The sequence below is a fragment of the Cupriavidus numazuensis genome (assembly GCF_905397435.1).
Lineage (GTDB): Bacteria > Pseudomonadota > Gammaproteobacteria > Burkholderiales > Burkholderiaceae > Cupriavidus > Cupriavidus numazuensis.
This window is the reverse complement of sequence record NZ_CAJPVI010000001.1, coordinates 226,937-248,147: the sequence shown is the minus strand read 5'-3', so window position 1 is coordinate 248,147 and position 21,211 is coordinate 226,937. Positions and strand designations below refer to the sequence as shown.

Genomic DNA, 21,211 nt, shown 5'->3' with positions numbered 1-21,211 from the left:
GCTCAGTTGCCGCTGCCGCTTGCCAGTCGACGCGCCTTGACGGCCTCGGCCAGCGTTTCCAGCACCTTGACCGATTCGTCCCAGCCGATGCACGCGTCGGTTACCGACTGGCCGTAAGTCAGGCTTTCCACCGGCGTGCCCTGGACATGGTCCTGGCGGCCAGCCACCAGGTGCGACTCGACCATCACGCCGACGATGCGGTCGTCACCGGCGGCGAGCTGGCGGCCGATGTCCTCGCACACGGGGATCTGGTTCTCGTGCTTCTTGCTGCTGTTGGCGTGCGAGGCATCGATCATCAGGCGCGCGGCCAGGCCGGACTTGGCGATGGCGTCGCACGCTTCCTGCACGCTCGCGGCATCGTAGTTCGGCGCCTTGCCGCCGCGCAGGATGATGTGGCAGTCCTCGTTACCCGAGGTCGACACGATCGCCGAGTGGCCGCCCTTGGTCACCGACAGGAAATGGTGCGGCTGCGATGCGGCCTTGATCGCATCGACGGCGATCTTCACGTTGCCATCGGTACCGTTCTTGAAACCGACCGGGCACGACAGTCCCGATGCGAGTTCGCGGTGCACCTGCGATTCCGTCGTACGCGCGCCGATCGCACCCCAGCTCACGAGGTCGGCGATGTACTGCGGGCTGATCATGTCGAGATACTCGGTGCCGGTCGGCACGCCCAGTTCGCTGATGTTCAGCAGCAGCTCGCGCGCGGTGCGCAGGCCGTCGTTGATCTTGAAGCTGCCGTCCATGAACGGGTCGTTGATCAGGCCCTTCCAGCCCACCGTGGTGCGCGGCTTCTCGAAGTAGACCCGCATCACGACTTCCAGCTCGTTGGCGAAGCGCTCGCGCTGCACCTTGAGCAGCTTCGCGTATTCGAGCGCGGCCTTGGTGTCGTGGATCGAGCACGGGCCAATGATGACGATCAGGCGGTCATCCATGCCGTGCAGGATGCGATGCATGGACTGGCGCGCGGCGTAGATCACGTCCGAAGCCTTTTCGGAGCAGGCGAACTCGCGGATCAGGTGCGCGGGCGGCAGCAGTTCCTTGAGTTCACGAATGCGCAGGTCGTCGGTGTTCTTCAGCATGATGGGTCCGGTCTTGTGAGGTCGTAGGTCTGGGCGAAACAGGCAAAAAATGCAGAGATAAAAAAACCGCCAGTCTTGCTGGCGGTTTTTTCTTTTCGGTTCGGGGCGCTTACAGCCGTCCCTCCCTATCCGCCAGCGGTGTGGGTTCGCTAAAAAAGTAAAAGTAAAACTTAGCGGACATGGCGGAGAAGGATTTGGCTGGGGTCAGCTTGAATTCGATTTCGTTTCGAGGCGCGGCATTTATGCTGCGCTGCGTGACAACGGGGCAGAAAATTGCGCGGGCACCGTCAAAAACTCGGGGTGCGGCGAGTGACTGCCAAAGTACGAAGCATCTTTATAGCGTGTTTTGTAAAAGTTGGCAAGTGTCGCGCCCGGCCCGCAGCCGGCCAGGGCGCGACCGCCACCGATTACGCCGTGCCGCCTACCGTCATGTTTTCAATGCGCAGCGTCGGCTGGCCGACGCCCACCGGCACGCTCTGGCCTTCCTTGCCGCACACGCCCACGCCCGAGTCCAGCCGCATGTCGTTGCCGATCATGGTGACGTCCTTGAGCGATTCCGGGCCGTTGCCGACCAGCGTGGCGCCCTTGACCGGGTAGGTGATCTTGCCGTCCTCGATCATGTAGGCCTCGCTTGCCGAGAACACGAACTTGCCGTTGGTGATGTCGACCTGGCCGCCGCCGAAATTCACGGCATACAGGCCCTTCTTCACGCTGGCGATGATCTCCTGCGGATCGCGGTCGCCGTTGAGCATGTAGGTGTTGGTCATGCGCGGCATCGGCAGCGCGGCGTAGCTTTCGCGGCGCGCGTTGCCGGTCACGGGCATCTTCATCAGGCGTGCGTTCAGCGTGTCCTGGATGTAGCCGCGCAGGATGCCGTCCTCGATCAGCGTGGTGCACTGGGTCGCGTTGCCTTCGTCGTCGAGGTTGAGCGAGCCGCGGCGGTTGGCCAGCGTGCCGTCGTCGACCACGGTCACGCCCTTGGCGGCGACGCGTTCGCCCATGCGGCCCGCGAAGGCCGACGAGCCCTTGCGGTTGAAGTCGCCCTCCAGGCCGTGGCCGACGGCTTCGTGCAGCAGCACGCCGGGCCAGCCCGGACCGAGCACCACGGTCATCGCGCCGGCCGGGGCGGGACGTGCGTCGAGGTTGACCAGCGCCGACGACACGGCCTCATCGACATACTTCTGCAGCAGTTCATCGGTGAAGTAGCCGTAGGCATAACGGCCGCCGCCGCCGGACGAACCCATTTCGCGCCGACCGTTGTGTTCGGCGATGACGGTGACCGACACGCGCACGAGCGGGCGCACGTCCGCGGCGATCACGCCGTCGCTGCGCGCCACCAGCACCACGTCATATTCGCCAGCCAGGCCGGCCATGACCTGCACCACGCGCGGATCCTTCGCGCGCGCCATGCGCTCGACGCGCTCGAGCAGGGCCACCTTCTCGGCAGCGGCCATCGAATCGAGCGGATCGTTCGGCGTGTACAGGTTGCGGCCGGTCTGCGTGGCCAGTTCACCGGCCACCTTGACGCGGCCCCTGCCGGCGCGGCCGATCGTGCGCGTGGCCGCTGCGGCCTGCGACAGCGCGGGCAGGCTGATGTCATCCGAATAGGCAAAGGCGGTCTTGTCGCCCGAGACCGCGCGTACACCGACGCCCTGGTCGATGCTGAAGCTGCCCGATTTGACGATGCCTTCTTCCAGGCTCCACGCCTCGTTGCGCGTGTACTGGAAGTACAGGTCGGCATAGTCGACCTTGTGCGTGAAGATGTCGGCCAGTACGCGCTGCAGCTTGGCCTCGTCCAGGCCGTACGGCGCCAGCAGCAGTTGCTGCGCGGTGGCAAGGTTGCGGATTCCGAGATCGCCGGCGTTCATGAACAGTCCTTTTCTTTCTTGCAGATGCGCCGGCATGGTTGCCGGCGTCGTGAATCAGGTTGGAAGGCGGAGTTACCGCCAATGCTACAGCACCCGGTGTCGCAGCGCGGGCAGGTTCTGCCGGACTTCGGCAAGCCGCGCCGGGTCGATCACGCCGCTGACCACGCCTTCGCCTTCGGGCAGCATGGCCAGCACTTCGCCCCACGGGTCCACCAGCATCGAATGGCCCCAGGTGCGCCGGCCATTCTCGTGCTTGCCGCCCTGTGCGGCCGCGAGCACATAGCACTGGTTTTCGATCGCACGGGCGCGCAACAGGATTTCCCAGTGCGCCTGTCCCGTGGTGTAGGTGAAGGCGGCCGGCATCAGGATCAGGCTGGCGCCGTCGTCGCCGGCCAGGCCGCGATAGAGCTCCGGGAAGCGCAGGTCGTAGCACACCGACATCGCCACGCGTCCGCATGGCGCGTCGAAGCTGACCGGCGTGCTGCCCGCCAGGATGGTGCGTGATTCGTCATAGCTTTCCGCGCCGCGCGTAAAGCCGAACAGGTGGATCTTGTCGTAGCGCGCCATGCGTTCGCCGCGCGGGTCGAACGCGAGCGACGTGTTGTAGACGCGGTCGTCGTCGCCGCACCACATCGGCAGGGTGCCGCCCACCAGCCAGACGCGGTGGCGCTTCGCGGCATCGGCCAGGAAGCGCTGCACGGGGCCGTCGCCGTCCTGTTCGCGGATGGCGATCTTGTCGGCTTCGCGCTGGCCCATCATGCAGAAGTATTCGGGCAACAACACCAGTTCGGCACCGGCGCGCGCGGCTTCGGCAATCAGCGCATCGGCACGTGCGAGGTTGGCGTCGAGCGACGTGCCGGTCACGGTCTGGATGGCGGCAACACGGAACGGGGCAGGGGCTTGCATGGGTCGTTTCCTCTGGCAGCGCGCCGCGGCGCGGGGGATCAGCGCTGCAGGGCCGGCTCGGCGCGGTTCTGGTACGTCGGATGTTGCGCCTTATTGTCCCCCAGATTGCCGATCTGCGGGTTGGCCCAGCTGCCCGTGATGCGGTAGTGCTGCGTGAACACCTTGGAGAACTCGTCGGCAAACAGCAGCTGCGCGGCAAGCGTGCCGATCCCGAGCACCGGGTTGATGAACGCCGCCGCCACCGACGTGGTGGTGGCGTTGATGCGCGGCACCACGCGTACATCGATGTCCTGGGTTTCGCGCAGCAGGTTGGCCGATCCCGACATGCTCGCAATGATCTGCGGGCTCTTCAGTTCGAAATCCTGGATCGTGCCGACGCCGTTCTCGATGGTGCCGGAACCGGTGATGCGGTCGAACAGCAGGCCGCGCCCCGACAGCGTGCGGAAATCCAGCGTGGCAAAGCGCAACAGGCCTTGCAGGCTGAGCACGCCGAGCAGGCGCGCGGCACCGGGGTCGACGCTGAGGATCTGTCCGTTCTCGAGATCGAGCGAGAGTCGGCCAGTCAGGGTGGGGTAGTCGATCGACATCGGCGAGCCGCGCCACACCACGCGGCCTTCGAGCTTGCCCTTGCCGTCGCGCAGCGTGTGCGGCAGGCCCAGGCGTTCCAGCGTGGCGCCTGCGTCGCGGATGTCGATGGCAAAGGTCAGCGCCGTGCGGCGCGGGGCATTGGCCGCATCGCCGTCGCGCAGCCGGCGCGGCACGCGCCAGGTGCCGCTGCCGGTCAGCGTAGCGCCGGGCTGGTCGATCAGCAGCCGTTCCAGGGTCCACACCGGTTCGTCGCCGCTCTTGCTGCTGCGGGCCACTACCTCGAGCTTGCCGAAGTCATGCCCGTGCAGCGTGAACTGCTCGGCGACCAGGTCGATGGATGGCAGGGTGTCGATGCTGTTGGCGATCGCGTCGACGACATTGTGTTCGTCGTTCGCGTCGGGCACGTTCAGGCGGCTCAGGCGCAGGCGCATGGCGCCGGAACCGGACGGGCCTTCGGCGCGCCATTGCATGTTGCCGGCAATCTGGCGCGATTCGAGCTTGACGTCCCAGCCGGCCGCTTCGCGCGTTGCGTCGACTGTGACGTCGTCGAGCGTGCGGCCCGCGGCGTGCAGTGTGCGCATGCGCGCGTTGATGCGCTCGGGCAGGAACGCCGGCGGGCTGGCGCGATGGCTGCCATCGCCCTGCGTGCCGCCCAGGCTGGCCAGTGCCGCGCGCCAGCCGTCGAAATCGAACTGGTCGAGCGTGGCCACGGCCGTGACGCCGCTTGCCGGCAACGACGCGGCCTGTTGCAGGCCGATACCGCCGGCCACCACCTCGGTGTCGCCGCCATTGCGGTCCGGGCGCAACAGGTAGCGCGCGTTGAGCGCGCCGCCAAGCTGGACCACTACCTCTTCCAGGCCAGCGCGTCCGGGGGCGGGCCGCAGGTCGAAGCGCAGCGGCATGTCTTGTGCGGCAGTCTTGGCCAGCGGCGCGGGCAGGCCGATGGCCATGCCGTTGAGATCCGAGCTGACCTGAACCTGCGTCTGCTTCTCGTGCGAACTGAACACCGCACTGTAAGCGGTACTGCCTTCCATGCGGGCGGCCAGCGTGGCCAGCGAAGAACCCGTTGCCGCTTCGCGCATGCCGGCTCCCGTGGCATTGCCGTTCGCGGTCACGCGCACGCTGCCGTCTGGCTGCGATCCGCCGCCGATGCGCACTTCGCCGCCGAGGAAGCGCGCACGCATATTCTCGAGCTGGAAGCCATGCTCGTTGAAGGCAATGACGCCGCTGGCGCCGCCCAGTTGCGGGATCTGCGGATTGAGCACGACGTCGTTGCCGGGAAACCGGAAGCTGCCCTCGACGCGGGTGGCGTTGGCGTTGGTCAGTGGCATATCGAGCTTGAGCTTGAGTTCGCCGTTGCCCTGCGCGTGCGCGTTGTCCGCAAAGTGTCCGGTCCACTCGCGCACGGGCGATGCCGCCATGTAGCGCAGGAAGCCCTGCACTGCGCCGCTTGCCCCGCCGTCGATTTCCAGGCGGCCATGGTCGCTGAGGTCATCGATGCGGCCGTTCACGTCCTGCAGCGTCACGCCGGCAATGCCTTCGACCGCGGCGCGGCGGGCCACGAACGACATGCCGCCGCGCTCGAACAGTACCTGGCCGTCGATGTCGGCAAACGTCGGCCACAGCGGAGTGCCGCCGGGGCCGGTGTCGTGCGCGGCGATCTGGTACCTGACCTGCCGGATCGGTACTTCGACGCGGAAATCGCCGGCTTTTTCGTGCGGTGCATGGAACGGGAAATGCGTCAGGTCGCCCTTGAGCACGAAGCGCACGCCGCTCGCTTCGCCACCGGCCAGCGCGCCCGCGAGGTAGTGGCGCGTGCTGGCGGGAATGCCGAGCGGCAGATAGCGCGGCACCCGCGCGACCTGCGCGCGGCTCAGTTCGCCGCTCAGGTCGGCAATGCCGGATGCGCTGTCGCCGCCGGTGCGCCACGTGCCGTTCACGCTGCCGGCCGTGTCGGCATTGGCAAAGCGGAGGTTCTCCACATTGACGGCCGTGTTGCCATCCTGGCGGGTCCAGCGCACATCGCCGCTGAGCTGGTCGAAGGGCAGGCGCGGCTCGTCGAACATGCCAGGCAGGACCAGCGCGGCATTGCTGCCTTCGACATGCACCTTGCCCTGCCGGTCGTCGAAACTGAATGTGCCGGACAGGTTGGCAAAGCCCGGCACGCCGAGGTTCGGCTTGCCGTTGGGACCGGTCGCGGGCACGGCAGGCTGGCCGTTGACCGACACATTGCGCAGCGTGCCCTGCACGGTGTAGTGGGCCTTGCCCGGGCGGCGTTCAAGCACACCCGCGCGGTCGCGGTTCCAGCTCACGTTCAGGTTGTCGATATGGCCCGCCGGCTGCAAGGCGCGCAGCTGGCGCAGCACCGCAGTATCGATCGGCATCGACGTGGCCAGCGCTCGTACCGTGTTGAGGTCGAACGTCGGCGCCTTCAGTGTGAACTTGCGCAGTTGGTCCTTATTATCCCGGGCCCATCCCAGCGTGACCTGCCGCATGCCTTCGCGCCAGGCGGTGTCGTTGGCCGAGGGCGGGCCGGCTGCCGGGTGTGGCTGCCAGAGCAGGGTGTTGATCGTCAGCAGGTTGTTGCCGTCGCGGTCGCTGCGATGCACGAGGAAGGCCTGCGTATTCGCGAGTTGCAGGGCTTCGCTGGCGCCTGCGAGCTGCAGGTCGATGTTGCTGCCGCGCAGCCGCGCCTGGCTGCGCACGATGCGGCCGCCGCTGAATTCCACGGTGCCGTCGGTACTGAAGCTGCCATCCGACACGCGTTCGAACACGGTCAGGTAGCGTTGCATCACGGGGAGTTGCAGTTGCGTCACGTCCCAGCTTGCCTGCCCGGACCAGTGGCGCCAGTTGCCGGCGCTGTGCAGATAGTCGTGGCGCAGGCTTGCGCGCAACACCAGCGGCCGCGGCGCCAGCGCCTCGGACTGCGCCTCCAGGCTGATCTCGTGGTGCAGGCCCTTGCGCCGGGCGCTGAAGTGGATCTGCGCCACGTCGAGCTGCGGCAGGCGGCCCTTTTCGTCCAGCCAGCGCAGCTTGCCGTCGGCCAGGTCCAGGCTGCCCTGTGCCATCAGCCAGTCGAGGAACCGGTTGTCGTCGGGCTTGCCGCCGGCGGTATCGACGGCCATGCCAGCGACCAGCAGCTTGCCCTCGGGCGTGCGGCGCACCAGCACATCGGTCCCCGAGGCATCAAGCGTTACGAACTGCAGGTCCATGCTGAACAGCGAGCGCCAGGCCAGCTTGCCGTTCAGCGCGCCGGCCGCGAGCAGCGTACGCTGCTGGGCATCGACCAGCTTGAGGCCGCGCGCGCGGAAGGCCGGGTGCCAGCCGTCCCAGTAGGTATCCAGCGAATCGATGGTCAGCTTGGCCGACAACGCCAGCGTGCCGCGGTCTTCCAGCCATTGCCGCGCGGCGGACGCCTGTGGCCAGAGCACGAAACGGATCAGCAGGCCCGCCACGAGCGCCAGCGCGGCCAGGGCGAGAGCCAGGCGGGCCAGCGTGCGGCCCAGTCCGCGCCAGAGCGGATGGCGCACCGCCGCGCGCAGCGACCCGGCGCAAAGGCGTGCGAACGCGCGCAGGCGATCGGCAGGCGAAACCGGCGTCGGGGCAGCAGGGGAAGCAATGGAAGGGGCCAGGCCGGCGACGGCCTCCTGGCTACCCGCGCCCGCATTGGGGTTGGAGCCGTCAGCGGGGTTTGGGGCGCGGCTGGACATGCGCAGATTATCCGACAATACTAGCCGCTCTCCAATCTGGCGCCCGGCCTTTGTATGTTGCAAACAGTTGACACGCAAGGGATGCCGCGGGCGCGCCGCACCTGTCCCTGCATTTCAAGTTACTGGAATGACTGCCTCTGATCCGACGAGTTCCGCCGCGGGCACCACCGCCGAAATCCAACCCGGTCAATATGGCGCAGGCGCCACGGGCCAGCCGTTATGCGACATGGCCTGCGGCGCATTCGCCACTACCGCTGCCACAGGGCCGGAACCGGTCGATTTCGAGGGCCACGTATTGTACTCGGCCTCGTACTCGCATTACGCAAGGCGTGTCCTCCTGGCCAGGCCGGAGCTGCCGGGCATCGTTTCCGCCGCTGCGGCGCAGCCGCTGACCAGGGCCTGGATGAGCGAGCGCCTGAAGGCCTTGCAGGAGCCTTCGGCCGACATGGAGGAGTCCGTCAAGCGCGCGCTGCGGCGTCTGCGCGCCGAGGTCATGTGCGTGGCGATCGAGCGCGACCTGCGCGGCCACGCGACGCTGGCCGAAGTCACGGGCGCGATGACCGACCTTGCCGAGCTTTGCATCCAGCATGGCCTGGCCATGCTCGGCGACGACCTGGCGGCGACTTACGGCAGGCCGGTCGGCGAACAGAGCGGCGAGGTGCAGGAGCTCGTCGTGGTCGGCATGGGCAAGCTGGGCGGGCGCGAGCTCAATGTCTCGTCCGATATCGACCTGATCTTCCTCTACGACGAGGACGGCGAGACGGCCGGCGGCACGCGCAGCCTGTCCAACCATGAATATTTCATCCGGCTCGGCCGGCGCCTGATCAACCTGCTGGCCGACGTGACCGGCGACGGCTACGTGTTCCGCGTCGACATGCGCCTGCGGCCCAACGGCGATGCGGGTCCGCTCGCCTGCAGCTTCGGCATGCTCGAGGAATACCTGGTGGTGCAGGGCCGCGAGTGGGAGCGCTATGCGTGGATCAAGGGCAGGGTGGTGTCGGCGCTCGATACCCCGCATGCCGAGCGCACCGCGGCGCTGCTCGCGCGGTTGACCACGCCCTTCGTGTTCCGGCGCTATCTGGACTACGGCGTGATCGCGGCTATCCGCTCGTTGCATGCGCAGATCCGCAGCGAGGCGGCCAAGCGCAGCGGTGGTCTGGCCGGGCATGGGGTCAACCAGCGTTCGTTCAATATCAAGCTCGGCCGCGGCGGCATCCGCGAGATCGAGTTCATGGCGCAGGTGTTCCAGCTGATCCGCGGCGGGCAGGATCCCGCGCTGCGCGTGCGGCCTACGCTCGAGGTGCTGGCCGTCGCCGTCGACCGCGGCCTGCTGCCCGCAGCCCAGGCCGCGCAGCTCTGCGATGCCTACCGCTTCCTGCGCCAACTCGAACACCGCTTGCAGTATCGCGACGACGCCCAGACCCACCACCTGCCGACCACGCCTGAAGAACAGCTCGCGGTCGCGCAGATGATGGGCTGCGCCGACTGGGCCGCCCTGACAGCCAGGCTCGCGGCGCTGCAGGAGCCGGTCGCGCAGCAGTTCGAGGCCACGTTCTCGGACCCCGACGCCTCGCCGTGCGAGGCGCTGTGGCCTGGCCTCGTGCTCGAAGACCAGCAGGCGCGCACCACGCAGGACGGCCCGGACCAGAGCGGGCCGGATACCGAGGTGTCGCCGTGCCAGCGCCTGCAGGACGCCGGTTTCACCGATTGCACGGGCCTGCTGGACCGTCTGCGCGCGATCGCCACGTCGCTGCGCTACCGCGCGCTGTCCGAATCGAGCCGCGTGCGATTCGACCAGCTCGTCAACCGCGCGCTCGATCTTGCGGCCAGACAGAAGGACGCGGACAGCACCATTACGCGCTTCATCGATTTCCTCGAGGCGATCAGCCGGCGCGCATCGTATCTCTCGCTGCTGTCGGAATATCCGCAGGCGATGGACCGCGTCGCGCATACGCTGCATGCGTCGCGCTGGGCGGCCGCTTACCTGACGCGCCATCCGCAACTGCTCGACGAATTGCTGGACAGTGATGCGCTGGCTGGCGCGCCCGACTGGCCCGCATTCCGGCGACGGCTGGCCGAGCGGCTGCTGGCCGCGGACGGCCAGATCGAGCAGCAGATGGACATCCTGCGCCGCGAGCACCATGCCGAGACGTTCCGCATCCTGTTGCAGGACTTGCAGGGGCTGCTGACCGTCGAGCAGATCGCGGACCGGCTGTCCGACCTGGCCGATGCCATGCTGGAGGCCACGCTGGAAACGGTCTGGCGCCAGCTCGCCACGCGCCATTGCGACACGCCGCGCTTTGCCGTGATTGCCTATGGGCGCCTGGGTGGCAAGGAACTCGGCTATGCCTCGGACCTCGACATCATCTTCCTGTACGAAGACGAGCACGAGCGTGCGCCGGACGTGTACGCCGCGTACGCACGGCGCCTGATCACCTGGCTGACCAGCCATACCGCGGCCGGCTCGCTGTTCGACGTCGACATGCGCCTGCGCCCCAACGGCGCGGCAGGGTTGCTCGTGACGAGCTTCGATGCCTTCCGTCGCTACCAGCTCCGTGAAGGCGACAACACCGCCTGGGTCTGGGAACACCAGGCGCTCACGCGCGCTCGCTTCTGCGCGGGCGATGCGGCGATCGGCGCACGCTTCGAAGCGCTGCGTGACGAGATCCTGCGCCAGCCGCGCGATGCCGCCGCACTGCGCGACGAGATCGTGCAGATGCGCGGCAAGGTGGCGGAGGGCCACCCCAATCCCACACCGCTGTTCGACCTGAAGCATGACCGCGGCGGCATGGTGGATATCGAGTTCACCGTGCAGTACCTCGTGCTGCTGCATAGCGGGACCCATCCGCAGCTCACGCGTAACGCGGGCAATATTGCACTGCTGCGCGAAGCGGGTGAACTGGGGCTGATCGACGCCCCGCTGGCGGTGCAGGTCGGCGACGCCTACCGTCAGTTCCGCGCGCTACAGCATCAGCTGCGGCTCGACGGGCAGGGCCAGGCGCGCGTGCCGGCCGAGCAGGTGGCCGAACAGACGGCGCACGTACGGGCGCTCTGGCAGGCCGTATTCGGTGCCGGCTGATCCGGGCCGGGACGGCGCGACATGGCCAGGCGTGCTGGCCGCCATCGGCGCGGTGTGGATACTGTCCGCGCTGATGAGCTTCGTGCCATGGCTGCACGCGCACGGCCTCTACCTGCGCGACGCCGTGCGGACCGGCAACGAGTGGTGGCGACTGGTCACCGCAATGTGGGTCCACCTGGACTGGCGCCACTGGCTTGCTGATAGCTGTGCCGCGGCGGGTTTGCTGCTGCTGGCTGGTCGTGCGGCGCGCGCGAGAGAGTCGTTGCTGGTATTGGCGGTCTGCGGCATCGTCGTGCAGGTGGCGCTGCTGCGCATGCCCGCGATCGGCTGGTATGGCGGATTGTCGGGCGCGCTGCACGGGCTGGCGCTCTGGGGCGCACTGAGCCTGTTGCGCGAGCCGGGCTTGCTGCGTGCGATCGGTGTGCTGCTGAGCCTCGGCGTGATCGTCAAGGTGTGGCTCGAACAATCGTGGCTCGCGCCGGTGGTGTTCGATCCGTCATGGGGGTTTGGCGTAGTCCGTGCCGCCCATGCGGCCGGCGCCGTGGCCGGACTCGCTTGCTGGCTGCTGCAGGACTGGTGGCGGGGCCGGCGCGCGCGGGCCCCGCATTGACGCCTGCGTCGCTTAACCGCGCCGCCGCAGCGCGAAAGCCAGCATTCCGATCACGCCCAGTGCGGCTGCCAGCCATGGCATTACCGCGCCGCCACCACCACCGCCACCACCACCGCCTCCACCGCCGCCGGATTGCGAAGCAGCCGGCGGAGCCGCGCTGACGTTGGCCGCCGCGCTCAGCGCCGCATCGGCATCGAGCAGGCCCGCGCCACAAACGCCCTGGTTGGTCGTGCAGTAGGTGCCGGACGGATGCGGCCGCGCCGAACTCTTCAGCGCGGCAGTCACCTGTGCTGGCGTCAATGACGAGTTCACGGCCAGCATCAGCGATACCACGCCCGATACCATCGGCGCCGCGAAACTGGTGCCCTGGGAGTTGCTGATCGTGTATGTGCCCAGCGAGGTCGTGCCGTTGTTGAATAGCGTGCGGATAAACGACGGGGCGGTCGTGCAAGTCCCGTTCTGGACCTTGGAATTGCCGCAGCCGCCGCCCGGTGCGCTGATGGTGACGTTTGAGCCCACATTGGCGTAGCTTGCGTTTTCGCCGTCGTTGGCATGCGCGGTCACGGCAATCACGCCGCTGCAATCGGCCGGCGCTTCCAGCGCCCCGGCGTTGTTGCCGGAGGCCACGACCACGGATACGCCACGCGCGACCACGTCGTTGATGGCCTGTTGTTCGATGCTCGTGCAAGTGCCGCCGCCGAGGCTGATGTTGACCACGCGCGCCGGGTTCGGGTTGTCCGGCACACTGGGAACGCTGAGTCCGGCGGCCCAGCGCAGGCCGTCCACGGTGTCGGACAGCAAAGCGCCGCAGCGGCCAGAGACGCGCACGGGCAAGATGCGCGTGTTCCAGTCGACGCCGGCAATGCCCTGTGCATTGTTGGTCACGGCGCCCAGCACGCCCGCTACCCGCGTGCCGTGCCAGCTGTTGACGGTCGCATCCTGTGTCGGGGTGGAACTGCCCGGGCAAAGGAAGCCCGCCGGGACGTTGTCGCCTGTGTCCGTGGCGTCGCTGTCGCGGCCGTCGCCATCGTTGGAAATCGTGGCGTTGCTGATGAAGTCGTAGCCAGGCAGCAGCTTGCCGGACAGGTCCGGATGGGGCAGGGTGCCGGTGTCGAGCACTGCCACGACCATATTCGTACTGCCGCGCGAGCGGTCCCATGCATGCGGCAGGTTGGCGCCGCCCGTGACGGTGCCGGTGCCCATCATGTAAGGCTGTGCCGAGGCGAATTCAGGGTCGTTGGGCAGCGTGTCGTGCAGGTGCAACCAGCGATCAGGCACGGCATCTGCGACGCGCGGATCCTGCCGCAACTTGGCCGCCAGTCCTTCCGGGTCGGCATGGCTGCCATCCGCGGTTCCAAGCAGTTGCAAATTGCCTGCCATGCTTCGCCGCACGGCAAGGTTGACCCCTGACTGGCTCCGCAGGTGCTCCAGACGGTCTTCGGAAGCCGTCGCGCTTTGCTTGGCGTCCGCCATTGCGCCGGAAGCACCGCCGACAGCGGACGCGCTGGGCACCATGTTGGCATCACGCCAGCGAACGATAACATTGCCCGTATAAACCGGCGCCGCGCGGACGCCATCACCGGCCACCGCGGCAGGGACGCATGCCGCCCAGGACAGCACTGCCATCAGGGCAGCCGACCATCGGGCGGCAACGGCGCGGCCAGAACGAAAAACGGGGTGCGACGGACGCAGCATGAACACCTCCCGGTGCGTCCCGGCGGGCTCGCCTCATGGCGCCGACCTGGGGACGATGCTATGTAGCGAATACGATCCAGTCGGATTCCGCAAGTGTGGCGAAGGCTTAACCCGTCCAAGTATGGTCCGGTAGCCCACGCAGCCTAGCTGGCCGGCATGTCGCGGCTGACGGGCATCGTGTGGTTCGGCTTGAGCACCCGGTCCGGCTCGGCGGTGCCGACGCGCGGCGCCGCGCGCAGGGTGGCGAGTGCCTGGTCCATGGTGGTGTCCGGCGACGCGCTGATCGCCGTCACAAGCCATATCCCGCCCGACAGCGGCCGCTTGACCACGAAGCGGATCGGCCCTTCGATGGTGTCGAGCAGCTTGCCCGCTTCTTCGGAGATGATCACGTCGGGCGCCGTGAAGCGGACCATGATGTCGCCCACCACGCGGTCAGCCGTGATGGCGCCGCGCGGCGGTTGCGATGCCTTGGGCTGGGCCTGGCACCCGGGCAGCGCCAGCAGTGCCACGGTGGCGGCCGTCGCGGCGGCCAGTGCCGGCACGAAGGCGCGCGAGCGGCCGGCGGTCGGCAGTGGGCGGGTCATGGTTTGCTCCTGTGAATGCGTGAAAAGTTGCGGCGGCGACGGATGCCAAGCCCTTGGGCGCTCAGCCGGCGCTACGCCGCGCGCGCCTGCCTTCCTTGCCGCCGCCGGCCGCGCGCGCGCCTTGCGCTAGCATTTCCTCGGCATGCTGGAGGGTGGTGGCGGTCACCGTCGCGCCGCCGAGCATGCGCGCGGTTTCCACCACGCGGCCTGCGGCATCGAGCGCGCGGATGCGCGAACGCGTGACGGAGCCGGCCCCGTCGCCGGTGGTTTCCTTGCTTACCAGCAAGTGATGTCCGGCCTGTGCGGCCACCTGCGGCAGGTGCGTCACGCACAGGACCTGGCGTGCGCGGCCGAGTTCCTGCAGGCGCCGGCCGACCACTTCGGCCACGGCGCCACCAATGCCGGTGTCGACTTCGTCGAAGATCAGCGTCGGCGTAGGCGCGGCTTCGCTGGTGATGACCGAGATGGCCAGGCTGATGCGGGCGAGTTCGCCGCCCGATGCGACCCGGGCCAGCGGCCGGGCACTGACGCCGGCATGGCCGGCCACCAGGAATTCCATCTGCTCCAGGCCATAGCTCTGGCCTTCGTCGAGCGGGTTGAGCGCGGCGACGAAGCTGCCGCCCGCCATCGACAGGCCCTGCATGGCTTCGGTGACGGCCGCGGACAGCGCTTCGGCGGCTACCTTGCGCGCCTGGCTCAGGTGCTGGGCCAGCGTCAGGTAGGCGGCCTTGGCGGCGGCCTCGCGCGCTAGCACCTTGTTGATGTCCTGCGCCGACTGCAGGTCGTCGAGCTGCTGGCGGCGCGCCACCAGTTCGTCGGCGAGCTGCTCGGGCGGCAGCCGGTATTTGCGCGCCGTGGTGTGCAGCGCCTGCATGCGTTCGTTGACGGCTTCGAGCCGTTCGGGATCGAGTTCGAGCCGGTCGACATAGCGCATCAGCGAATGCGCGGCTTCCTCGGCCTGCACCTGTGCGGGCTCCAGCGCAGCCAGCACGTCGCGCAGCGACGGGTCGACATCGGCGAGCTGCTGCACGCGGTGCACGATGGAATTCAGCGCCGACAGCACTGAACCGTCGGCTTCGGACAGCGCGTCGAGCGCGGCACGGCTGCCGTCGATCAGGCCCGCGGCGTGCGACAGGCGGTTGTATTCGGCCTGGATCTCTTCCCATTCTCCGGCCTGCGGCGCGAGCTTTTCCAGCTCGCCAACCTGCCATTCCAGCCGTTCGCGTTCAAGCTGCATCTCGCGCGACTGGTGTTCCACGGTCTCGCGCTGCCGCACGCAAGCACGCCACGCGCGCCAGGATTCCGCCACGGCGCCAGCCTGCTGGGTCAGCCCGGCGTGCGCGTCGAACAGCAGACGCTGGGCGTCGGGGCGCAGTAGTTGCTGGTGCGCGTGCTGGCCGTGAATGTCTACGAGCTGGTCGCCGACCTCGCGCAATTGGGCCAACGTCGCGGCCGCGCCATTAATGAAGGCCTTGCTGCGGCCGCTGCCGTCCACCGTGCGTCGCAGCAGCACCGTGCGCACATCGCCGTCCTCGTCGACGCCGAGTTCGCGTTCCTCGAGCCACGCGTCGAGTGCCGCATGGGTCGAAAAGGTGGCGCTGATGCTCGCGCGCGCGGCGCCTTCTCGGACCACGCCGGCATCGGCGCGTTCGCCGAGCACGAGTGCCAGCGCATCGATCAGGATCGACTTGCCGGCGCCGGTTTCTCCGGTGAAGACGGTGAAACCGGACTGGAAATCGAGGTCGAGCGTATCGACGATGACGAAATCACGGATGGACAGGCTGCGCAGCATCGTGGCGGTGAAAAGTTTCGGTCGGTGCGGACGGAAGGCGCTGGGCCTCAGGCTCAGAGCCGGTTGTCCTCGGTCGGATACTCGTGCCAGTGCAGCTTCTTGCGCAGCGTGGCGTAGTAGTTGTAGCCCACCGGGTGCAGCAGCTGGATGGTCTTCTTCGAGCGCCGCACGACGATGCGATCGCCCGGCAGCAGCGAGGTCAGCGACTGCATGTCGAAGTTGACGCTGGCATCGCGCGCCGTGGCGACCTCGATCGTAACCTCCGCCTCCTGCGGCAGCACGATCGGCCGGTTGGACAGCGAATGCGGGGCAATCGGCACCAGCACCAGGCCGGACAGCGTCGGATGCAGGATCGGGCCGCCGGAAGACAGTGCATACGCCGTCGAACCGGTCGCGGTGGACACGATCAAGCCGTCCGAACGCTGGTTGTACATGAAATAGCCATCCACCGACACGGCCAGTTCGACCATGCCCGAAATGCCCGAGCGGTTGACCACCACGTCGTTAAGCGCCAGCGCCGAGAAAATCGGACTGTCGTCGCGCACCACGCTCGATTCCAGCAGCAACCGGGTTTCGGCTTCGTAGCGGCCTTCCAGCATGTCGGGCAGCACCGACTGCACGTTTTCGAGCGGGATGTCGGTCATGAAACCGAGCCGGCCGTGGTTGACGCCGATCAGCGGCACATTGTGGCCGGCAAGCTGGCGGGCAATGCCAAGCAGCGTGCCGTCGCCGCCGAGCACCACGGCCACGTCGGCTTCCCGGCCGATCTCCTCGGCGGTCAGGGCAGGGTAGCCGGTCAGCCCCGTGGCCTGCGCGGTCTCGCGCTCGAATACCACATCCTGGCCATTCCGGAGGATGTAGGACGCAAGCTCCTCCAGCGGGCCTTCGATGCCAGCAGTCGAGTACCGGCCCACGAGGGCCACGGTCTTGAATGGGGTGCGCAAGGCGCTGGTTTTCTGGGGGGCAGACATGCCGGGATTAGACCATACCGCTGTGACCGTTGTCAGCATGGGCCGGGCGCGCCACCGGGCACCTGCCGTGCGGGCGCCCGAAGCCGTAAAACTTGCGTAAAATCGGGGCATCATGGATGAACGTTCGAAAACGCTGCTCAAGACCCTGATTGAGCGCTACATTGCCGAAGGCCAGCCGGTCGGTTCCCGGACCTTGTCCAAGTATTCCGGACTGGACCTGTCGCCGGCCACGATCCGCAATGTGATGTCCGATCTGGAGGAGATGGGCTTCATCTCCAGTCCGCACACGTCGGCGGGGCGCATCCCCACGCCGCGCGGGTACCGCCTGTTCGTCGACACCATGCTGACGGTCAAGCAGATCGAACGCGGCGGCCTGGAAATGACGGAGCTGGCTGGGCAGATCCAGGGCCAGCTCGGCGGCCAGCAGCTCGGGCCGCAGCGCATGATCACGGCAGCCGCGCGCACCTTGTCGAACCTCTCGCACTTCGCCGGCGTGGTCATGACGCCGCGGCGCGCGCAGTCGTTCCGGCAGGTCGAATTCATGCGGTTGTCGGACAAGCGCATCCTGCTGATCATCGTCAGCCCTGAAGGCGACGTGCAGAACCGGATCATCCAGACCGAACTGTCGTACACGCCGGCGCAACTGATCGAAGCGGCGAATTTCTTCAACTCGCACTATGCGGGCATGAGCTTCGATGCCGTGCGCGACCACCTGCGCGTGGAGCTGCAGGACCTGCGCCGCGACATGTCGCAGCTGATGCAGGCGGCGGTCGAGGCGGGCAGCAGCGCCATGGAAGAGGAGGACGATCACCTCTATATCAGTGGCGAACGCAAGCTGCTCGAAGTCGAGGACCTGGCTTCCAGCATGGACAAGCTGCGGCGGCTGTTCGACGTGTTCGAGCACAAGACCAGCCTGCTCCAGCTGCTGGATGTCTCCAGCCATGCGCAGGGCGTGCAGATCTTCATCGGCGGCGAAAGCCAGCTCGTGCCGATCGAGGAGATGGCCGTGATCACCGCGCCGTATGAGGTCGACGGCCAGATCGTTGGTACGCTGGGGGTCATCGGCCCGACCCGCATGGCCTATGAGCGCGTGATTCCGATTGTCGACATCACCGCACGCCTGCTGTCGAGCGCACTGAGCCAGAACTAGGACCCGACCCGCGGGTCACACAGTCTGCGTCCCCATTTCCACAGCCCGGCGGCAGCGGCTGCCCGGCCATACCGGAAGCGACATGACGTTTTCTCCCGAACCGGCCTACCAGCACGGCCAGGCGCCGCGCACGGCCATTTTGCTGGTCAACCTGGGCACGCCCGACGCGCCGACCCCGAAGGCGGTGGGGCGCTACCTGAAGGAATTCCTGTCCGATCCGCGCGTGGTCGAGATTCCGCGCCTGGCCTGGCTGCCGCTGCTGCATGGCGTGATCCTGCCGTTGCGCGCGCGCGCGTCGGCACTCAAGTACGAATCGATCTGGCTGCGCGAGGCGCATATGACCGGATCGCCGCTGCTCGTGCACAGCGAACGCCAGGCGCACGCGCTGCAGCGCCTGTTCAACCAGCAGGGCTACGAGGTCACGGTGGCGTGCGCGATGCGCTACGGCAATCCGTCGATCGCCTCCGTGCTGGAGGCGCTGCGCCGCCAAGGGACGGAGCAGGTACTGGTGCTGCCGATGTATCCGCAGTACTCCGGTACCACCACGGCCACGGCGTTCGACGAGGTGTTTCGCGTACTCGGCCAGTGGCGCAACCAGCCCGAAATCCGGCTTGTGAAGCATTTCCATGACCATCCCGCCTATATTGCGGCGCTCCACCAGCAGGTTGGCGCGTATTGGGCGCAGCACGGCATGCCGGATTTCGCGCGCGGCGACAAGCTGATCCTGTCGTTTCACGGCGTGCCGCGCCGGACGCTGGAACTGGGCGATCCTTACCATTGCGAGTGCCTGAAGACCGGCCGCCTGCTTGGCGATGCACTGGGCTTGCAGCCGGGTCAGTATCAGGTGACGTTTCAGTCTCGTTTTGGCAAGGCCGAGTGGCTGCAGCCTTATACCGCTCCGACGCTGGCCGAGCTTGGCAAAGTGGGCGCCGGCCGCGTTGACGTGTTCTGCCCGGGCTTTCCGGCAGACTGCATCGAGACCCTGGAAGAAATCGCCATGGAAGGACAAACGGAGTTCATGGTCGCCGGCGGCAAGGAATTCCACTTCATCCCATGCATGAACGACGCCCAGCCCTGGATCGCGGCACTGGCCGAGATTGCCTTGCAGCACGTGCAGGGCTGGCCGCTGAACATGCCGCATGCGCATGAACTCGAAGCGCGCCGCAGCCGCGCGCAGACTCGCGGAGCCGCAGCATGAATATCAGTTTCGAACCCGATGCGCGGTTGCGTATCGACAAATGGTTATGGTGCGCGCGTTTCTTCAAGACGCGCTCGCTGGCGGCCGAGGCCGTGGAGCGCGGCAAAGTGACGGTCAATGGCCAGCCGTGCAAGAATTCGCGCGAGGTCAAGCCCGGCGACACGATCGTGCTGGAAGCCCACCAGCAGCGCTGGGAACTCGTGGTGAAGGGCATCGCACCGGCGCGCGGTTCGGCGCCGGTGGCGCAGACGCTGTATGCCGAAACCGAGGCCAGCCAGGCGCGTCGCCAGGCCGAAACGGAACAGCGCCGCTACCAGCCAGAGCCGTCGTCCCAGTTGCAGGGCCGCCCGACCAAGCGGGACCGGCGGCGCATCGACGATTTCAGGAGTTGAATACAACAACGCAGCCGAACCGGCCGAAACCGGTCGGCCGCGCGGGCAGAATCGACGTCAACCGCGATGGCTTTAAGGGTTGACGTATTGGACGATGTAATGTTTGAACACAGCCTTGCCGCTGCCATACTCGGTATCGCGCGGAGTGAGCGCGCCGGACAGGCAGATAAAGACCGTCATTACTGACAGTGCGGCAAGCAGGCAGAGCGTCACGACAGGCAGCTTGTGCATGGCCAACCTTTCGGAAGAGGCACAAATGTGAATCAACTCCGGCCCCCCGGTATTTTTGTCATTTTTCTTGATAAGAATCTTAGTGAGTGCAGTGCACCAAAGCAATAAGCGGTCGATTGCATAAGGGGGGCGTTTGTAACGGTGTGTTTCGGAGTCTCTTTGCAACCACTCTTGAAAATCCACGGTTTGGTACAACATCCCCGTGACACACGCCGATTTACCCACCGCGGCCCGCATTGGCCGGTCGCGATAATGTATTGATACGGATCGACATGGAAGAACAGAAGCAGACGCCATCCACCCCGACGCCTGACACGGCCGCCGAAGCGGCCGCCAATGCCGCAACGGCTGCGCCCGAAACTGCCGGCGCGGATGACGTGGCGGCGCAGCTTGCCGCGCTGGAAGCCAAGGCGCGCGAGCACTACGACATGTACGTGCGTGCTGTCGCGGAGGGTGAAAACATCCGCCGCCGGGCGCAGGACGACGTGTCCAAGGCGCACAAGTTCGCCATCGAGAATTTTGCCGACAACCTGCTGCCCGTCATGGACAGCCTGCAGGCTGCGCTGGCAGATGGCTCGGGCGATATTGCCAAGCTGCGTGAAGGTGTCGAGCTGACCGCGCGCCAGCTGTCGGCCGCCTTCGAGCGCGGCAAGATCGTGGAACTGAACCCGGTCGGCGAGAAGTTTGACCCGCATCGCCACCAGGCCATCTCGATGGTCCCGTCCGAGCAGGAGTCGAACACCGTCGTGGCCGTGCTGCAGCGCGGCTATACGATTGCGGATCGCGTGCTGCGTCCGGCGCTGGTGACGGTATCGGCCCCCAAGTAAGCGGTAGCGGCGGGCTCGCCTGATGCGCCCGCAGGCTTTGCCCAACGACGCCCCAGCGCCATCCTGGCCCTGGGGCGTCTTGCCATTCCGGGAGGTATGACATGAGCGATGCAGCAGCCGGAACCCCCGCGTCCTCCGACGCGCACCTTGACCACCGCGCGTTCGACGCATTCGGCATGCAGTCGGTGGACAGCACGTCGATCGACGCCGCCGTGGCCGCGGCCGGCGACAAGCTGGTGTGCGTATTCTTCTGGGGCGTGGACTGTTTCAACTGCGAGATGGCGAAGAAGGCCATGCTGGCCAATCCGGAGCCGATCCGCGCGCTGGACCTGCACTGGCTGCATGCCAATGTCTATGCGCATCCCGACCTTGGCCGGCGCTTCGGGCTGCATGGCATCCCGGTCTTCATGTTCTTCCGGAACGGCAAGAAGCTTGGCCGGGCCACCGGGTGGCACGGCCATGGCCAGTTCGCGGCGGCCGTGGCCAATGCGCGGCTGAAGTCGGAAGGCAAGCCGCTGGCCGGCTAAC

Annotated in this window: 16 protein-coding genes; 7 read left to right on the top strand and 9 right to left on the bottom strand. The window is 67.1% G+C overall.

Annotated features, from left to right (window positions below):
* Positions 1 to 2: 2 nt before the first annotated feature.
* The 4 genes from aroG to KHO41_RS01235 form a co-directional block, all read right to left on the bottom strand.
* Positions 3 to 1,082 carry a 3-deoxy-7-phosphoheptulonate synthase AroG gene (gene aroG, locus KHO41_RS01250; protein ID WP_211951492.1) on the bottom strand — a complete coding sequence of 360 codons (1,080 nt, stop codon included), beginning with the start codon at positions 1,080 to 1,082 and terminating at the stop codon, positions 3 to 5.
* Positions 1,083 to 1,489: 407 nt separating this feature from the next.
* Positions 1,490 to 2,950 (bottom strand): metalloprotease TldD, encoded by a 1,461-nt coding sequence (gene tldD / locus KHO41_RS01245; protein ID WP_211951491.1) that lies wholly within the window; start codon positions 2,948 to 2,950, stop codon positions 1,490 to 1,492.
* Between the two features lie 84 nt (positions 2,951 to 3,034).
* Positions 3,035 to 3,856: a carbon-nitrogen hydrolase family protein gene (locus tag KHO41_RS01240; RefSeq protein WP_211951490.1), complete on the bottom strand. Its 822-nt coding sequence runs from the start codon at positions 3,854 to 3,856 to the stop codon at positions 3,035 to 3,037.
* A 38-nt stretch (positions 3,857 to 3,894) separates the two neighbouring features.
* The gene (locus KHO41_RS01235; RefSeq protein ID WP_211951489.1) at positions 3,895 to 8,154 is read right to left on the bottom strand and encodes a YhdP family protein; all 4,260 of its coding nucleotides are present in this window, start codon (positions 8,152 to 8,154) and stop codon (positions 3,895 to 3,897) included.
* 226 nt (positions 8,155 to 8,380) lie between these two features.
* Here KHO41_RS01235 and glnE point away from each other — a divergent pair, with 226 nt between their 5' ends.
* Both glnE and rrtA read left to right on the top strand, forming a co-directional pair.
* The gene (glnE, locus tag KHO41_RS01230) at positions 8,381 to 11,233 is read left to right on the top strand and encodes a bifunctional [glutamate--ammonia ligase]-adenylyl-L-tyrosine phosphorylase/[glutamate--ammonia-ligase] adenylyltransferase (protein WP_455363898.1); all 2,853 of its coding nucleotides are present in this window, start codon (positions 8,381 to 8,383) and stop codon (positions 11,231 to 11,233) included.
* A 73-nt stretch (positions 11,234 to 11,306) separates the two neighbouring features.
* Entirely contained in the window at positions 11,307 to 11,843 is a 537-nt protein-coding gene (rrtA, locus tag KHO41_RS01225) for a rhombosortase (protein ID WP_244873682.1), read from the top strand.
* A 12-nt stretch (positions 11,844 to 11,855) separates the two neighbouring features.
* On the opposite strand, the gene mprA is transcribed toward rrtA, so the two are convergent.
* From mprA to KHO41_RS01205, 4 genes are all read right to left on the bottom strand, one after another.
* Positions 11,856 to 13,538: an MprA protease, GlyGly-CTERM protein-sorting domain-containing form gene (gene mprA / locus KHO41_RS01220; RefSeq protein ID WP_211951487.1), complete on the bottom strand. Its 1,683-nt coding sequence runs from the start codon at positions 13,536 to 13,538 to the stop codon at positions 11,856 to 11,858.
* A 143-nt stretch (positions 13,539 to 13,681) separates the two neighbouring features.
* A complete protein-coding gene (locus tag KHO41_RS01215) occupies positions 13,682 to 14,122 on the bottom strand; it encodes a hypothetical protein (protein ID WP_211951486.1) in 441 nt (146 codons plus the stop codon).
* 61 nt (positions 14,123 to 14,183) lie between these two features.
* Complete coding sequence (gene recN / locus KHO41_RS01210) at positions 14,184 to 15,914, bottom strand: DNA repair protein RecN (protein ID WP_211951485.1); 1,731 nt, start codon at positions 15,912 to 15,914, stop codon at positions 14,184 to 14,186.
* 53 nt (positions 15,915 to 15,967) lie between these two features.
* The gene (locus KHO41_RS01205; RefSeq protein WP_211951484.1) at positions 15,968 to 16,885 is read right to left on the bottom strand and encodes an NAD kinase; all 918 of its coding nucleotides are present in this window, start codon (positions 16,883 to 16,885) and stop codon (positions 15,968 to 15,970) included.
* A gap of 112 nt (positions 16,886 to 16,997) precedes the next feature.
* Here KHO41_RS01205 and hrcA point away from each other — a divergent pair, with 112 nt between their 5' ends.
* From hrcA to KHO41_RS01190, 3 genes are all read left to right on the top strand, one after another.
* Positions 16,998 to 18,035, top strand: coding sequence for a heat-inducible transcriptional repressor HrcA (hrcA, locus tag KHO41_RS01200; RefSeq protein ID WP_211951483.1), 1,038 nt, complete (start codon positions 16,998 to 17,000; stop codon positions 18,033 to 18,035).
* An 82-nt stretch (positions 18,036 to 18,117) separates the two neighbouring features.
* Positions 18,118 to 19,233, top strand: coding sequence for a ferrochelatase (hemH, locus tag KHO41_RS01195; RefSeq protein WP_211951482.1), 1,116 nt, complete (start codon positions 18,118 to 18,120; stop codon positions 19,231 to 19,233).
* A complete protein-coding gene (locus tag KHO41_RS01190; protein ID WP_211951481.1) occupies positions 19,230 to 19,625 on the top strand; it encodes an RNA-binding S4 domain-containing protein in 396 nt (131 codons plus the stop codon). Before hemH ends, KHO41_RS01190 begins: the two co-directional genes overlap by 4 nt.
* Positions 19,626 to 19,697: 72 nt before the next feature.
* On the opposite strand, the gene KHO41_RS01185 is transcribed toward KHO41_RS01190, so the two are convergent.
* Complete coding sequence (locus tag KHO41_RS01185) at positions 19,698 to 20,039, bottom strand: hypothetical protein (protein WP_211951646.1); 342 nt, start codon at positions 20,037 to 20,039, stop codon at positions 19,698 to 19,700.
* Between the two features lie 89 nt (positions 20,040 to 20,128).
* Here KHO41_RS01185 and grpE point away from each other — a divergent pair, with 89 nt between their 5' ends.
* Together grpE and KHO41_RS01175 are read left to right on the top strand one after the other, a co-directional pair.
* A complete protein-coding gene (grpE, locus tag KHO41_RS01180; protein ID WP_211951480.1) occupies positions 20,129 to 20,683 on the top strand; it encodes a nucleotide exchange factor GrpE in 555 nt (184 codons plus the stop codon).
* A gap of 101 nt (positions 20,684 to 20,784) precedes the next feature.
* Complete coding sequence (locus tag KHO41_RS01175; protein ID WP_211951479.1) at positions 20,785 to 21,210, top strand: thioredoxin family protein; 426 nt, start codon at positions 20,785 to 20,787, stop codon at positions 21,208 to 21,210.
* The last annotated feature ends 1 nt before the right edge of the window (position 21,211 follow it).

Coding starts and splice junctions, on each gene's coding strand:
- aroG (WP_211951492.1), bottom strand. CDS start 1,082: ATGCTGAAGAACACCGACGACCTGCGCATTCGTGAACTCAAGGAACTG.
- tldD (WP_211951491.1), bottom strand. CDS start 2,950: ATGAACGCCGGCGATCTCGGAATCCGCAACCTTGCCACCGCGCAGCAA.
- KHO41_RS01240 (WP_211951490.1), bottom strand. CDS start 3,856: ATGCAAGCCCCTGCCCCGTTCCGTGTTGCCGCCATCCAGACCGTGACC.
- KHO41_RS01235 (WP_211951489.1), bottom strand. CDS start 8,154: ATGTCCAGCCGCGCCCCAAACCCCGCTGACGGCTCCAACCCCAATGCG.
- glnE (WP_455363898.1), top strand. CDS start 8,381: ATGGCCTGCGGCGCATTCGCCACTACCGCTGCCACAGGGCCGGAACCG.
- rrtA (WP_244873682.1), top strand. CDS start 11,307: ATGAGCTTCGTGCCATGGCTGCACGCGCACGGCCTCTACCTGCGCGAC.
- mprA (WP_211951487.1), bottom strand. CDS start 13,538: ATGCTGCGTCCGTCGCACCCCGTTTTTCGTTCTGGCCGCGCCGTTGCC.
- KHO41_RS01215 (WP_211951486.1), bottom strand. CDS start 14,122: ATGACCCGCCCACTGCCGACCGCCGGCCGCTCGCGCGCCTTCGTGCCG.
- recN (WP_211951485.1), bottom strand. CDS start 15,914: ATGCTGCGCAGCCTGTCCATCCGTGATTTCGTCATCGTCGATACGCTC.
- KHO41_RS01205 (WP_211951484.1), bottom strand. CDS start 16,885: ATGTCTGCCCCCCAGAAAACCAGCGCCTTGCGCACCCCATTCAAGACC.
- hrcA (WP_211951483.1), top strand. CDS start 16,998: ATGGATGAACGTTCGAAAACGCTGCTCAAGACCCTGATTGAGCGCTAC.
- hemH (WP_211951482.1), top strand. CDS start 18,118: ATGACGTTTTCTCCCGAACCGGCCTACCAGCACGGCCAGGCGCCGCGC.
- KHO41_RS01190 (WP_211951481.1), top strand. CDS start 19,230: ATGAATATCAGTTTCGAACCCGATGCGCGGTTGCGTATCGACAAATGG.
- grpE (WP_211951480.1), top strand. CDS start 20,129: ATGGAAGAACAGAAGCAGACGCCATCCACCCCGACGCCTGACACGGCC.
- KHO41_RS01175 (WP_211951479.1), top strand. CDS start 20,785: ATGAGCGATGCAGCAGCCGGAACCCCCGCGTCCTCCGACGCGCACCTT.